The 13,801-nt window shown below is 62.6% G+C and carries 16 protein-coding genes (1 of these 16 cut by a window edge); 10 read left to right on the forward strand and 6 right to left on the reverse strand.

Features of this window, described 5'->3' with window-relative positions; genetic code table 11:
* The 5 genes from IVA81_RS11260 to IVA81_RS11280 all read right to left on the reverse strand — a co-directional run.
* A protein-coding gene (locus IVA81_RS11260; protein WP_247316264.1) for an ABC transporter substrate-binding protein crosses the window boundary here: on the reverse strand, window positions 1–667 show its 5' portion. Its footprint begins 422 nt before the window's first position; 667 of the gene's 1,089 nt are visible here — the first part of the coding sequence; its start codon is at window positions 665–667; the stop codon falls past the left edge of the window.
* Window positions 668–848: 181 nt separating this feature from the next.
* On the reverse strand, window positions 849–2,162 hold the full coding sequence (locus IVA81_RS11265; RefSeq protein ID WP_247316266.1) for a Gfo/Idh/MocA family oxidoreductase: 1,314 nt from the start codon (window positions 2,160–2,162) through the stop codon (window positions 849–851).
* Window positions 2,163–2,318: 156 nt separating this feature from the next.
* A complete protein-coding gene (locus tag IVA81_RS11270; RefSeq protein WP_247316268.1) occupies window positions 2,319–3,119 on the reverse strand; it encodes a phytanoyl-CoA dioxygenase family protein in 801 nt (266 codons plus the stop codon).
* A 134-nt stretch (window positions 3,120–3,253) separates the two neighbouring features.
* Window positions 3,254–3,931, reverse strand: a complete 678-nt coding sequence (locus tag IVA81_RS11275) for a GntR family transcriptional regulator (RefSeq protein ID WP_247316270.1) — start codon at window positions 3,929–3,931, stop codon at window positions 3,254–3,256.
* A gap of 181 nt (window positions 3,932–4,112) precedes the next feature.
* Window positions 4,113–4,982, reverse strand: coding sequence for a sigma-70 family RNA polymerase sigma factor (locus IVA81_RS11280; protein ID WP_247316272.1), 870 nt, complete (start codon window positions 4,980–4,982; stop codon window positions 4,113–4,115).
* 98 nt (window positions 4,983–5,080) lie between these two features.
* On the opposite strand from IVA81_RS11280, the gene IVA81_RS11285 reads away from it, so the two are divergent.
* Both IVA81_RS11285 and IVA81_RS11290 read left to right on the forward strand, forming a co-directional pair.
* A complete protein-coding gene (locus tag IVA81_RS11285) occupies window positions 5,081–5,536 on the forward strand; it encodes a carboxymuconolactone decarboxylase family protein (RefSeq protein WP_246932659.1) in 456 nt (151 codons plus the stop codon).
* A 292-nt stretch (window positions 5,537–5,828) separates the two neighbouring features.
* The gene (locus IVA81_RS11290; protein ID WP_247316274.1) at window positions 5,829–7,031 is read left to right on the forward strand and encodes a tyrosine-type recombinase/integrase; all 1,203 of its coding nucleotides are present in this window, start codon (window positions 5,829–5,831) and stop codon (window positions 7,029–7,031) included.
* A 67-nt stretch (window positions 7,032–7,098) separates the two neighbouring features.
* On the opposite strand, the gene IVA81_RS11295 is transcribed toward IVA81_RS11290, so the two are convergent.
* Complete coding sequence (locus IVA81_RS11295; protein WP_247316276.1) at window positions 7,099–7,374, reverse strand: hypothetical protein; 276 nt, start codon at window positions 7,372–7,374, stop codon at window positions 7,099–7,101.
* Window positions 7,375–7,617: 243 nt separating this feature from the next.
* Between IVA81_RS11295 and IVA81_RS11300 the strand changes: the two genes are divergently transcribed.
* The 8 genes from IVA81_RS11300 to IVA81_RS11335 all read left to right on the forward strand — a co-directional run bounded on the left by IVA81_RS11300 (window position 7,618) and on the right by IVA81_RS11335 (window position 13,667).
* A complete protein-coding gene (locus tag IVA81_RS11300; RefSeq protein ID WP_247316284.1) occupies window positions 7,618–7,839 on the forward strand; it encodes an AlpA family phage regulatory protein in 222 nt (73 codons plus the stop codon).
* A 62-nt stretch (window positions 7,840–7,901) separates the two neighbouring features.
* The gene (locus tag IVA81_RS11305; protein ID WP_247316285.1) at window positions 7,902–10,313 is read left to right on the forward strand and encodes a DNA primase family protein; all 2,412 of its coding nucleotides are present in this window, start codon (window positions 7,902–7,904) and stop codon (window positions 10,311–10,313) included.
* Between the two features lie 61 nt (window positions 10,314–10,374).
* Window positions 10,375–10,635: a hypothetical protein gene (locus IVA81_RS11310; protein WP_247316287.1), complete on the forward strand. Its 261-nt coding sequence runs from the start codon at window positions 10,375–10,377 to the stop codon at window positions 10,633–10,635.
* Between the two features lie 464 nt (window positions 10,636–11,099).
* On the forward strand, window positions 11,100–11,333 hold the full coding sequence (locus IVA81_RS11315; RefSeq protein ID WP_247316289.1) for a hypothetical protein: 234 nt from the start codon (window positions 11,100–11,102) through the stop codon (window positions 11,331–11,333).
* Window positions 11,334–11,419: 86 nt separating this feature from the next.
* Window positions 11,420–11,722 carry a hypothetical protein gene (locus IVA81_RS11320; RefSeq protein WP_247316291.1) on the forward strand — a complete coding sequence of 101 codons (303 nt, stop codon included), beginning with the start codon at window positions 11,420–11,422 and terminating at the stop codon, window positions 11,720–11,722.
* 32 nt (window positions 11,723–11,754) lie between these two features.
* Window positions 11,755–12,258, forward strand: a complete 504-nt coding sequence (locus IVA81_RS11325) for a hypothetical protein (RefSeq protein ID WP_247316293.1) — start codon at window positions 11,755–11,757, stop codon at window positions 12,256–12,258.
* Entirely contained in the window at window positions 12,255–12,479 is a 225-nt protein-coding gene (locus IVA81_RS11330) for a hypothetical protein (protein ID WP_247316295.1), read from the forward strand. Before IVA81_RS11325 ends, IVA81_RS11330 begins: the two co-directional genes overlap by 4 nt.
* Window positions 12,480–12,695: 216 nt before the next feature.
* Window positions 12,696–13,667 (forward strand): ABC transporter substrate-binding protein, encoded by a 972-nt coding sequence (locus tag IVA81_RS11335; RefSeq protein WP_247316297.1) that lies wholly within the window; start codon window positions 12,696–12,698, stop codon window positions 13,665–13,667.
* Window positions 13,668–13,801 lie beyond the last annotated feature (134 nt).

Raw genomic sequence — 13,801 nt, forward strand, 5'->3', positions numbered from 1 at the left:
GCTTCTCGTCGTCATACGGGCCCACCCATTCGGCCGCGTCGATCGTGCCCTTCTCCAGCGCAGGATAGATGTCGCCGGCCGCGATCTGCTGCGGCACGCCGCCGAGCTTCGAGATGATGGTGCCGGCGAAACCGCCGACGCGGAACTTCAGGCCCTTGAGATCGTCGACGGTCTTGATCTCCTTGCGGAACCAGCCGCCCATCTGGGCACCGGTCGAACCCGTGGGAACGCCGATGGCGTTGTGCTCCTTCAGGAGATCGTTGATCATGTCCTGACCACCGTTCCACAACAGCCAGGAAATGTGCTGGCGCGTGTTGAGGCCGAACGGCAGTGACGTGCCGAAGGTGAATGCCGGGTTCTTGCCCCAATAATAATAGAGCGCGGTGTTGCCGATCTCGACGGTGCCGTTGGAGACGGCGTCGAGCACTTGCAGGCCCGGCACGATCTCGCCGGCAGCAAAGGGCTGGATCTGGAAACGATTGTCGGTGATCTCGGCAACGCGTTTGCAGAAATATTCGCAGCCGCCGTAGAGCGTATCGAGCGATTTGGGCCAGCTCGCCGCGAGCCGCCATTTCACTTCGGGCATCGATTGTGCAATTGCGGGCGCAGCAACTGCACTTGCGGCGAGGCCCAGCCCGCCTGCCGTGAGGAATTTACGACGTTCCATGTAGTCCCTCCCTGTATTGTCGAGTCCTCGACGAGGGATCGCGATCTTGCCGTCGCGTTGTCTTCGCCGGTGGCCGACGTTTTTTTGGCGTCCGAAATTCTATGTTCCCGGATCGGGGGGCAGGATGACCAAAGGGGGGACTCAAATCAAGCGCACTTTGGTTGGGCTTGCGACGGCGCCGTTAATGCTGCGCTGCGAACGCGGTTTCCATGGCCTTGCGCGTCTTCACCGTCTCATTGCCGGCATCGAACTCGACATCGCTCCAGTGCACCACCGCGCCGTGCGCGACGTCATGCTTCAGCTTCACGCGGTGGGCGAGGCCGATCGGCAGCGCGCCGGCCTTCAGGCTCGCGGCCGCCGGTACCAGCTTGCCCCAAACCGTGTAACCGCCTTCGCCGTCCAGCATCTCGCCCGCGCGCAGATTGCGCTTGGCTACCGCCGCGACGTCGCCGCGGAAGCCGCTGGCCTGGCCGGTCGGCTCGCCCCGCAGCGCGGCCGACAGCACCGAGATGTTCAGCTCGAGCCCGATCAGATGATAGGGCTTGTACATGGCCGCGAAGCGCCCGCTGGCGTCGGTCTTCAGGCCATACTGCCTGAAGCAGTCGGCAGCGTAGTCGTTCGGCGCCTCCAGCACGACATAGACGCCCCAGCGCAGATCGCGAAACACCGGCCGTCCGTCGCGCTCGAGCGAGGAGACGACTTCCACCACGCCTGCTCGCGCCAGCACGCCGCCGCGCGAGCGCGGCCGCATGATGTGCGGCAGATCGTCGACGCCGCAGGGCGGAAACAGCAGGCCGTCCGCGGGCACGTCGAGAGCGCAGGCGTTCGCAATCGCGGCCATCTCGATCGCCGATTTGGTGCCGTCGAGAAACGAATTGAACATCTGCGGATTCATGCCGGCCGACTGCGCTTCGCCTGCGGTCAGGCCGTAATGCTGCCAGACGCCGTCCGGCGTCACGTCGTGATAGGCCGGCAGATATTTCGTGCCCTTGCCGGCGGCGACGACGCGGAAGCCGGTGGCGCGGGCCCAGTCGACCATCTCCGCCGTCAGCGCCGGCTGGTCGCCATAGGCGAGCGAATAGACCACGCCCGCCTTGCGCGCCTCCTCGGCGAGCAGCGGGCCTGCCAGCACGTCGGCTTCGACATTCACCATCACGATATGTTTGCCCGCCGCGATCGCGGCGCGCGCATGCTTGATCCCCACGGCGGGATTGCCGGTCGCCTCCACCACCACGTCCATCGCGCCGCCGGCGATGGCGCGCACACCGTCATCGGTGAAGACGGTCGTGGCGATCCGCGTCGAGTCCCAGCCCACGGTGCGGCACGCCTCGCGCGCACGGTCGCGGTCGATATCGACGATGATGGGCACCTCCAGCCCCGGCGTGTGCGGCACCTGTGCCAGAAACATCGAGCCGAATTTGCCCGCGCCGATCAGCGCGACACGAACGGGCTTGCCGGCGCTGGCGCGGGCCTGGAGGAGGCGGAAGAGGTTCATGTTGCTACCAGATCATGATCGTGTCCCGGACGCGGTGCGGCGCGAAGTGCCGCTCCGCAGAGCCGGGACCCAAGTGAGGGAATTCCGTGTGGCATAGGCCCCGGCTCAGCAGCGCATCACTGACGTGCTGCACTGCGTCCGGGGCACCAAACCTGTTTACTCCGCCGCCTGTCGCGGCGCGCGGGCGAGGCGCAGCAGCGCGTCGTCATCCACCGGCTTGATCGGCGCAAAATCGCGATGGGCGATGTAGTCCGGCCGTGTCGGGGTTCGGATGTAGTTGGAGACCGCGTTCAGCGTCAGGTACACGATCTTGCGCGGGTAGGGCGTGATATTGCCGGCCGAACCGTGCACGAGATTGCCGTGGAACATCAACATGCCACCGGGCTTGCCGGTCGGTGCGACGATTCCGCCCTGCTCGACCAGCCGCGTCACGGTGGCCTCGTCCAGCGTCCATAGCGGATAGGAGGTGGTGGCGAGGTCGTGCGACGCTTCGAGATCGCCGGCATTCTGGCTGCGCGGCACCAGCATCAAGGGGCCGTTGATCGGCATCACCTCGTCGAGGAAGATCGCGATGTTCATGGCACGCGGCTCCGGCATGCCGTCGTCGCGCTTCCAAGTGCCGTAATCCTGATGCCATTGCCAGACGTCGCCGGTGAAGGCCGATTTCGCGTTGATCTTGAACTGGTGCATGTAGACCGGCTCGCCGAACAATTGCTCGACCGGGTCGATCATGCGCGGATGCGCGCCGAGGATTCCGAAGGCCTCGTTGTAGAGATGCGCGGCAAAAGCCGTGCGCGGCGCGCCGCTTTTCTCGCGCCAGACTTCCGGCCGGTTGGTGTCGTAGATGCCGACGGCCTCGCGCGCCAGCAGATCGACCTCCTCCTGTCTGAACAGCTCGGGCAAGAACAGCCAGCCCTCGCGGTGGAAGAACTCCAATTGCTCCTGAGACAGTTTCATGGGTCGTCCTCCTTGGTTTTGTTATTTGTTTTCTCTCTCGTCATGCCCGGGCTTGTCCCGGGCATCCACGTTCTTCGAGCGTGGAGCAAAGACGTGGATGGCCGGGACAAGCCCGGCCATGACGGCGTCTGTTGCTACGCCGCCGCCTCTTCGCTCGCCCGCAATCTCTCCTCTGTCAGCAGCCCCGCCGTCTGCGCATGTGCCCGCGCCGCGCGTTCGGCTGCCTCGGCGTCGCCCGCGAGAATGTGTTTGGCGATGCCGGCATGCTCCGCCCAGGCGCTGCCGCGATAGTCGAGCTCCGACAGCACCGCCGCCATCGAGCGGCGCATATGCGGCCATTGTGGCGCGATCGTCTCCTCGATCACGGGATTGCCGGCGAGCTGGTAGATCGCGCGGTGAAAATCGACATCGAGCACGATGAGCTCGGCCAAATTCGTCGTGCGGTTGATGCGGCCGCCTGCGGCGAGCGCCGCTTCCAGCCGCGCGCGGCCGGCCGCGTCGTATCCCGCGCGCATCGCCGCGAGCCGGGCGGCCAGCGCATCGATGGCGCCGCGGACCTCGTAGAGCTGGCGGATGCGTGAGGGATCGAGCTGGGTGACTTCAAAGCCGCGCTTGCCGCTCTCGGCGACCAATCCCTGCCGGTGCAGCAGATGCAGCGCATGCGAGACAGGCTGGCGCGACACGCCGAGCTTGTCGGCCAGCTCGTTCTGCCGGATGCGCTGGCCGGGCTGCAGCGTGCGGTCGGAGATCGCCTCCAGGATCCGCGCATAGACCTGGTCGATCAGGTTCGGCAGCGGGTCGAGAGGGATCACGCCAGACAGCTCCGTGAGATGGGAATACGGAATTCCGTATTCGAAGGTATCGTGGGAAGGCGGGGACGTCAAGGCACGCCCGCAGGCCAGCCTAGGGTGTCCCGAGTGGTCTGCTAAGCCATTGATATCCCTAGGTCCGTCTACTGTGCATGGGGTTGTTTTCGCCGAAAAGGTATCCGCCTCAGCCCTCCAGCACCTCCACCTCCAGCGCGGCGACCCGTTTCGCATCGGCCAGCGCTTCCATCTCGGCAATACGGTCGCCCCTGAATGTCACGCGCAGCGCGATGCGCAGCTGTCCGCCGAGGATGACGGCGACGCCGATTTCGCCATCGACCAGCGCGGTCCGCGCGGCCCGGGCGCGGCCCTTGTAGAGCTGCGCGACCGCATCGGCGCCGCGGATCTCGGGCAGCGAGCCGAGCCGCACCGCGGCGTCGTCGGCGCGGAATACGACGTCGGGATCGAGCACGGCCAGCAGGCCCTCGAAGTTGCCTTCGCGCGATGCTTTGAGAAACGCGTCGACGATTCCGCGCTGGCGTGACATGTCGGTCTCGGGCACAGGCGCTCCCTGCACACGCCGCCGCGCCCGGCTCGCGAGCTGCCGCGACGCGTCGACCGAGCGGCCGACAAGCGGTGCGATCTCCTCGAAGGGGACTGCGAACATGTCGTGCAGCACGAAGGCGAGCCGCTCTGCGGGCTGAAGCGTTTCCAGTACGACGAGCAGCGCCGCGCCGACGGAGTCGGCCATCTCAGCCTCGCGCTCCCGCGTCTCGTCGACCGGCTCGGGCACGTGCGGGCCCATCGGATCTTCCTTGCGCGACTTCCGTGCGCGCAGCATGTCGAGGCAGATGCGCGCGACCACGGTCGTCAGCCAGCCGCGCAGGTTTGCGACATCGGACATGTCGTAGCGGCTGACCCGCAGCCAGGCCTCCTGCACGGCATCATCGACCTCGGCGCCGGAACCCAGCATCCGGTAGGCGACCGCGCGCAAATGATCCCGGCTCGCCTCGAACTGGTGGCTGAGAAAATCTTGCTCAAAGTTTTTTTGCGTCATCAGTCACATTCCCTCGTCACGATCCGTCATGCCCATGACGAAGCCAATCCGGCCGATGTGACCGGAACCTTCGAAATTCGAGCGATGGAGACGAAAAGATGCACGCCCGCATGAATCACCCCGTCATGGTCCTCCCCGAGGCCATGAATGTCCTTCAGTCCCTCGGCAATCTGACCAAGCAGGGCCTGCCGGAAAAGCTCCTGGAACTGGTGCACCTCCGCGCCAGTCAGATCAATGGTTGCAGCGTCTGCGTCGACATGCATCCCAAGGTCGCACGCAAGCTCGGTGAGACCGACGAGCGCCTGTTCGCCGTGTCCGCGTGGCGCGATGCGCCCTATTTCACCGACGCCGAGCGCGCCGCGCTGGCGCTGACCGAGGCCGTCACGCGTCTCGCCGATCGCGAGGATCCGGTGCCGGACGCAATCTGGAGCGAGGCCGACAAGCATTTTGACGAGCGCGAGCTTGCGACGTTGATCGTTGCGATCGCGACGATCAACGTCTGGAACCGGCTCAACGCGACGATCAAGATGCCGGTCGGCGTGTGGAAGGTGTAAGTTGTTGTGCCCTCTCCCCTTGCGGGAGAGGGCAGCACCGCGAGGAGACACGAACTCACTTGGGTGAGGGGTATTTCTCCGCGAACTCATATGTGGAGAGAACCCCTCATCCGGCGCTTCGCGCCACCTTCTCCCACAAGGGGAGAAATTATGGTCTTCATGACGCGCCATGACTAGTCATGACTGACATCTAAGCTCTTGTATTTGCAGAAACAATCTGCATCAGGCTATACTGCACTCTATGCCTCTCTACCCCATATCGGGGACATTTTGAGGGACACTGGGTGAAACGATGGCCCGCCGCACACGCTCCTCATTTCTGGAAAACCGCACTGCACGTTTGAAGCTCGCGGCACGTAAAAAGCCTTACAGCGCTTTGATCGCGCCGGGCATCTTTCTCGCCTACCGTCGCAACGCCGGCCCAGGTACATGGTCTGTGAAGTGCAATGGTTGGCTCAAGCGCTTTGCTCTTGCCGACGACCACGAGGACGCGAACGGCGAGAGCGTCATGACGTATTGGCAGGCGCTCGACCGCGCCAAGACGTTAGCGCGCGCTGGCGAAGGCAACACCGAACAGCCGATCAGTGTGGCCGAAGCCGTCGACGCCTATGAAGCTGACCTGGAGACGCGCGGTGGCCGCAAGTACAATGCCACGCAACTTCGCCTGCATCTGACGGACGCCTCGAACAGCAAGGTCGTCGCCCTGCTTACTGAACGCGAGCTGCGGGACTGGCGCGCTGGTCTGGTCAAGGCCGGCCTGAAGCCCTCATCTGCCGATCGCATCGGGCGTTCGCTGAAGGCCGCGCTGGCGCTGGCTGCCAGGAACGACAAGCGCATCACCAATGCCGCCGCATGGAAGAACGGGCTCAGGAAGCTGCCCGACAGCGAAGTCGCTCGCAACGTCATCCTGCCAGATCAGACGGTCAAAGCTCTGGTGGAGGCTTCGTATGTTGAGGACACCGACTTCGGCCTGCTGATCGAGGTGTTGGCAGAGACTGGCGCACGAGAGAGCCAAGTTTTCAAGCTGACGCCGCACGATCTCCAGGACGATCATCCAATTGCACCGCGCCTGATGATGCCGACCAGCCGCAAGGGCAAGAACCGCAAGATCGAATATCGGCCGCTGCCGATCTCGACGCGGTTGGCGACGGCGCTGCGACAGCAGACGAAGGGCCGGGCTGTGCATGCACCGCTGTTCGACAAGATGTGGAACTTGGCAACGCTCTTCAGCCCAGTGGTCAAGCGCCTCGACCTGGGGGCGGAGGTGACTCCGTATGCGCTGCGGCACAGTTCGATCGTCCGGCAACTCTTGAAGGGCGTGCCGACCCGCGTGGTGGCCGCGCATCATGATACATCCGTTGTGATGATCGAGATGAACTACAGCCGGTACATCATTGGCGATCCGACCGAGGCTCTCACGCGGGCGACGCTGATCGATCTTGCGGCGCCGGCAAGATCGGCCGAGATCGTTCCTCTGGCCCGACTTGCGTCATGAGCTGGAGCTTCTGACCAGGGCGCTAGGCAATCTCCGAGCGATACAATCGCAAGAGATGGTGCAGCCTCTACTCGCCCGCGTTCTCGCGCGCACGGCGCCACTCCAGCGCCGCTTCGATGGAGATCGTGACCTTACCCAGGATGCGCATCTCACGTGGCCCGAGCCCAGCCGCGCGGAGCTTGTAGTAGAAGGCTTCACAGATGCGGTGTGCCTCGCAGAACTCCGAGATTGAATAGGCAGCGCGCGGCAGGTCGGGTCTCGACGGCTTCCGCACAGACTTCTGCCTTGCGACGGCGTTCTCGTATGTACGGCCAGTGCTGGTCCGTTTCGGCTTGGTTGCCATCACTGCTCCCGCTCACTGCGCCGCCTTCTGCAAGTTCTTTCCGGCAACATAGCGCCCCACCGTAATGCATCAGCGTCGCCGTCTCGCGCAATCCGGTTATCAACATCCGCGACCGAGCTACGAACGACGGATGTTGATAACCCTCTTCACAAAACGCAATTCATGCCAATTATACGACGCGCCCTGACGCATCAGGGCGCACGCTGATTTGCGATGGCGTGCTTACTCTAAAACAGGAGCACGATGATGTTGCGTCGTAAATTGCTTTCATTTCCTGAACTGAGCGATCGTGGTGTTCTGCACGGCCGCCGGCAGATCGATCGTCTCGAAGCCGCCGGCAAATTCCCGAAGCGCGTTCCGATCGGCTCCAACCGCGTGGGTTGGGTTGCCAGTGAAATTGAAGAGTGGGTCGATGCGGCCATTGCACGGCGCTCGCATGCGAGCGCGACCGAGCGCGCTGCGTAGGCGCGGAAAAGCGGCCCGCCACAGGCCGCCTCCCCATCATCTTATCATCAGGAATTTTCAGAATGTTTGTCACTGATACCAGCGCGCCCGTGTGCGCGCAAGCCGCCGGCACGAACCCGAAGGCAATCGGCACGATCGACTTCCTGAAGGCTCTCCTCGCCAACACCACCGGGCCGGCTTACATCTGCTCGTTCACCAATGAGCGCATGGAGGGCGCCGAGCGCCACATCATCGGCCGCAACTTCGCGCAGGTCCAGGGCTTCATGGAGAAGTTCGACAAGCCGGGGCGCGGCATGTTCACCTGCGTCTCGACGCTGAAAGAGAACACGCAGAAGCGCAACAAGGACAATTGCAAGGAGACCAACGCCGGCCATGCCGACATCGACTTCAAGGGCGTCGATCTGCTCGGCGAGGACGACGCGCGCGGGTTTGTGCTGAAGCATCTCAAGCGACTGAAGTATCAGCCGAGCGCGATCGTGTTCTCGGGCAACGGCGTCCACGTCTATTATTTCTTCAAGGAGCCGGTCAACACCCAGGAGAACATCGAGCGCTTGGAGGCGTTCTATCGCCAGCTCGCCGATGTCATGGCCGGCGATCTCGCGGTGTGCGAGGTCTCGCGCGTGATGCGCTTGCCGGGTTCGCGCAACAGCAAGGACGGCGCGCTCACTGAGGTCGAGATCATCGAGCTGCATCCCGATCGCCGCTATGACCTCGAAGAGTTGGAGGAATGGCTGAGCGAGCAATCGCCCGTGATGCTGCGCAAGGTCCGTGAGCATGCGCTGCCGGCCGGCAGCGATGAGACGCTCAACTTCTTTGCCGAATACGGCAAGCGCTTCAATCTGAAGCCGCCGATCGACGTTCAGCAGCGGCTCGAAAACATGATGTTCATGGCCGGCGGCGATGCCTCGGTCCATCAGACACAATTGCAATGCACGGCGGCGCTGCTCAATTCCGGCGTGCCCAAGGATGAGGTCATCGCCACCGTGCTGGCCTACACGCGGCGCGCGGCCGGCGACTATGGCACGCGCTGGAACTGGCGTCGCGAGGAGCGCGGCATCATCAGGATGTGCGACGATTGGATCAAGAAACATCCGGCCGCCGCGAAGCCGAAGCCGAAGCTGCAGGCGGTCGAGAGAGGCACCGACAAGGGTAGTGTCGAGGTCGAACAGCAAGCGACCGGTACGACCGGTGCTGGCGCCAGCAACGTCGTCAAGATGCCGGTGATCACGCCGGCCCCGCCGAAGCCGCAGGAGCTGCACATTGCAGTTGGCAAGTCGGTCATCGCGCATTTTGCCAGCGAGGGCGAGGAGCTGATCAACACCAAGGATGGTAGCTGGTTCTACAGCAAGGGCATCTGGGAGCTGCGCACCGAAACCAAATGGCTCGACGTGCGGATCGAGCACAATTTCGAGCAGCACGGCTACAAGACCGGCACCAAGCTGGTGAACGAAACGCGCAACTGGATTCTGCGCCGGCCCGAGCTGTGGCGCGATGGTGAATTGCCCTGGGACCAACACGGCAAAATCCCGACGCGCTCCGGTCTCGTCGATCCGCGCACGGGCGAGCTGGAGCCGGCGCGGCCGGATCATTTCTGCACGTGGCGGGTCGAGGTCGATTATCAGCCCGACGCCAAATGCCCGTGGTGGGAAACCATGATGAGCGACATGTTCGGTGATCGGCCGAAGCCCGAGCAGCGCGCCTTGGTCGGCGTGGTGCAGGAGCTGTTCGGCTGCGCACTGATCGACAAGAAGCCGCGCGCGCTGTCGAAGGCGTGCGTGTTCTGGGGCATCGAGAACCGCGCCAAGAGCGGCGCGCTCGATGTCATGAGCGGCCTGCTCGGCGGCAACCCGATCACTGCCGGCGTCGGTACTGTTGAAAGTACCCATGGCTTGATGCCGTTTGTCAGGCGCGCGCCCTGGGTGCTGCATGAGGCGTTCGGGCCGCAGTGGCACATGTCGCAGACGGTGAAGGCCATCGTCACGGGCGAGCCGGTGCAGATCAACATCAAGAATGGCCCCATGATCTCGAAACCCATCCGGGCGCCGATCTTTTGGGCGACCAACCATCAGCCGCAGTTCAAAGAGGCGACGCGCGCGATCGTGAGCCGCATGGTCGTGATCGAGGTCACCAGGGCGTTCGTCGGAGGGCAAGCCGATCGGCGCCGCCGCCGAGGCGATCCGGCGCGGGTTCTCCAAACCTGGGGAATTGATCGTCGCCACCGAGCTGCCGGGCGTGCTCAATTGGGCGATTGCCGGGCTCAGGAGGGCGCTGGAACGCGGTTCGATCGCCAGCACCGCGAGCATCGCCGAGACCGCCAGGACGATCCACAACGACAGCAACCTCGTGGCGGGCTTCATGGAGGACTGCATCGAGTTCGATCCGCTCGCGCGCCTGAAGATTGCCGATTTCTGTCTGGCCCATTCGGCATGGTGGATGGAGTTGAAAGGCGAGGACCGGCGCCTCCCGAGCAATGAGGCGATCAGCAAGTCCCTCAGGGCGATCGGCGATCCCCGCATCTGCATGGATAGGGACGACATGCGTGATGGCTCCGTCCGCTACTACGGCGGCATCGGGCTCAAGAAGGCTGGGCTCGACTATCACAAGATCGCCTACGGGAGCCGGCTATTCGAGGGCAAGGTCGGCAAGGCGACCGACCCGCAGCGCGAGGTCAATGGGCTGATCCCGGTGTCCTGGGACACGCGCAAGAGCGTCATCGAGATGCGTAAGCACCACGCAGACCGGGTCACGAATGACCCGAATGGTGATGTTGATGAGTGCCGGGTCACTGACCAGTGACCGGGAAAGTGCCGATGAGGCGCGACGTGTCATCGAGGCGGTCACCGACTCAAGTTGTTGGCTGCATTCGTTTTTCGAGCAGTAGTGACCGTAGTGACCAGTTTTAATCCTCTTGGTTGGAGAAATGAGAAAATGAAGGGAAGGAAGGCAAAAGGCAGGGAGAAGGTAGGTTTAGAGAGAAAGGGCGTTTTTCGGGTCAGGTCAGGTCATCGGTCATCGGGACGGCGTCGGGGGGCTGTCGTGGGCTGCGTCCCACGGGCTGGAGCGATGGCTCTCCGCGAGATCAGCCAACAGTGGAGGCAGTCTGCATCATTGACACAGTTCACTGACCGACGACCGGGGGGGCTTGTCGGAATCCAAGGCGACGGGACCGTTGACCGCACCGGCTCGTCCGTTTGCAATGAGATCAGATTCCGAGAAGGGGGGTTGCCCATCGTGACGGCATTTAGCCCGGGAGGTCCGCCGTGAACACAAAGGCGAAGGCGCACCTTGCACCGACGGCCGCCGCCCAGCGCATGCGCCGGTACCGCGACCGCCTTAAGCGCGGCAAGTGCATTGTGCCGGTTGAAGCCGACAAGGGCCAAGTTGCCGACCAACTCGTAGATTTAGGGGCTCTTGAGGAGTGGGATGCCGAAAGCCTGACCGCAATCGGAAACGCCATTTTGCAGCTCGCAGCGAGGAAGCAGTTCGGAGCATGACGTTTGGGGCGTGACACGTAACGCCGTCGGCGAAACAGATCTGCTAATTTCTAGGTTGGTTAGTGCGTTCTCTTGAAAGGCACCGAATGGCAAGACAGGGAGTTGTTTTCGCGGGACCAACAGATGCCGAACTCTGGAGTTGTGAGATTAGCCTGGGCAGGGCGCTTGCCGTCGGGCACAAGAGCAACGTTGATTTCTATCGGGACAGGATCAACGCATTGAAAGCGGCGGGTCCGCGCCGGTCTGGCGCGGGACGGAAATTCACCCGCGTTGAACTAATTGAGATGAAGATCGCGCGGGCGTTCATGGCGTCGCACGGCGACAACACCCGATATCTGATCGGCGAGCGCGCGCACCAAATCGCCCTTGAATTGCGATCAGGAGGCTGAAGTTAGCCATGCACCCGCGAGTTCCACCTTCCTTGATTTCTGACGACCATCGTCAACGATACAAGGCGTTCTGCGAGGGGCAACTCCACGCCGTGCCCCACGAAGACCAGCGGCGCATGTACGATCTCGATGTTCAGTTTCGCAGCGCGGCCATTGGCTACATCGACAGCGTAATGTGCCAATTCTCGGACGGTTTGGGCGATAAGCAGGATATGGCGGTCGCGTACACATTTGGCCAGTACCTCCGATCGATGGGCATGTTTGCCGCGCTTTGGACGGAGATGCGAACGGCGATCGCCTTCAATCGCGAAGAGCGGAAAAAGCTTGAGAAGCGCATTGCCGAATTGGAGCAGGCACCGCAGATTTCCTACAAAGGGATATTCGCGCCGGACAAGCAGTACAAGCCAGGGGACCTCACGACATTTCGAGGCTCGCTCTGGCACTGCAACGTCGCCACAATAGGCGTGACACCGGGTGATGGCAGTTGTTGGACTTTGATCGTGAAGCGGGGGCGGAATGCAAGGAACTCAACATGACAACAATTGAAGCAGCCCTGGAGTTTGCACGCAGAGAATTCGATCGAGCAATTCGCAACGAGCAAGAGAAGTTTCGGAACTTTCAGACGATGTCGGGGACTGATCCCGCGCGCATCGAGATGATCCTCAAGGAGCATCTGGTGGAATGCGAAGTCCATCGCGAAAAGTCGCTTGTCGAAATCGAGCGAATCATTCGTGTTGCTGCGCGGACACTGCACTGAAGGGATGCGTTAGAGGCGCGGGGTGCGAAACTCCAGTACGTCCGCTTCCGGGGGACTGAGAGGTTCTCCGGCCGTGGCGCTAGGGCAGCTTTTGACCCAAAGCCGTCCTGCGCCATGCGCGGCATTTGCGACGCAGCATTTGCATCCGCAGAGTGCGACCACTATGGGGACGTGATACTATGCGCCGTCTCGTCCTCAAGCTCAGATGAGGATCGAATGAAGCGGCGGGAGTTCATAGCGGCTACTGCGGCGCTGCTCGTTTCGTCAAGACGTTCGTGGGCGCAGGGGACCTCTCGCCGGGTCGGTACGCTTGGCAACGTCCAAAATTTGCCGATCCTCAAAGTGTTCGACGAAAGCCTGCGCGGTCACGGCTGGATCGAAGGCAAGAACCTGATCATTGACTACCGATATTTCGAGGGCCAGGCCGAGCGCATACCGGGGCTAGCCGCCGAACTCGTCGCCCTCAAGCCCGATCTGCTTATCGCCACCAACACACAAACAGCCGTAGCCCTGAAATCGGCGACTGCCAGCATTCCGATTGTATTCGTGGCGGTGGCCGATCCCGTCCGGCTTGGCCTCGTCGAAAGCCTGTCGCGCCCCGGCGGCAACATGACGGGTCTATCACTCTTCGCGCCCGGAAATTTCACCGGCAAAGCGATACAAATCCTGCGGGAAATAGTTCCTACCGCCTCGAAAATTGCGAACTTGGTCAACCCGGGCAATCCATTTCACATGCTTACCGTAGCCGAGGAGTTGCCCCAAGTTGCCCGGAACCTGGGCGTGGCTCTCCCGGTATTTGATGCGACCACGGCCGAGGAAATCGACATCGCATTTGCCTCGGCCGCAGCCCAGCACGCCGATGCAATAAATGTCTTTGGCGATACTTTGACCATTAACAACGCCCCACGAATTATCGCGCTGGCGGCGAAGCATCGCCTGCCCGCGAGCTATCTCTACCGACAATTCGTCACCAATGGCGGATTGATTTCATACGGCCCCAGTATAGCCGATTTGTATCGTCGTGCAGGCGGCTACGTCGATAAGATTCTCAAAGGCGCCAAGCCCTCCGATCTGCCGGTTGAGCAGCCGACCAAATTCGAGTTGGTGATCAATTTGAAAACGGCCAAAGCGCTCGGCCTTACTGTGCCGCCCGCGTTGCTCGCCAGCGCCGACGAGGTGATCGAATAGACGCGCTGTTTGCTGCCACGCATGGGTCCGGTTATGGCCCGTTGCAGACATTCGGTCTCGACCCGCTGAGGACCGCTCGTGACCCTTAGCGGTCATGGTGGCAATGCAGATAGCGGATCGCCGCGCTGACATCT

Source organism: Bradyrhizobium sp. 141 (assembly GCF_023074055.1).
In the GTDB taxonomy this organism is placed as follows: Bacteria; Pseudomonadota; Alphaproteobacteria; order Rhizobiales; family Xanthobacteraceae; genus Bradyrhizobium.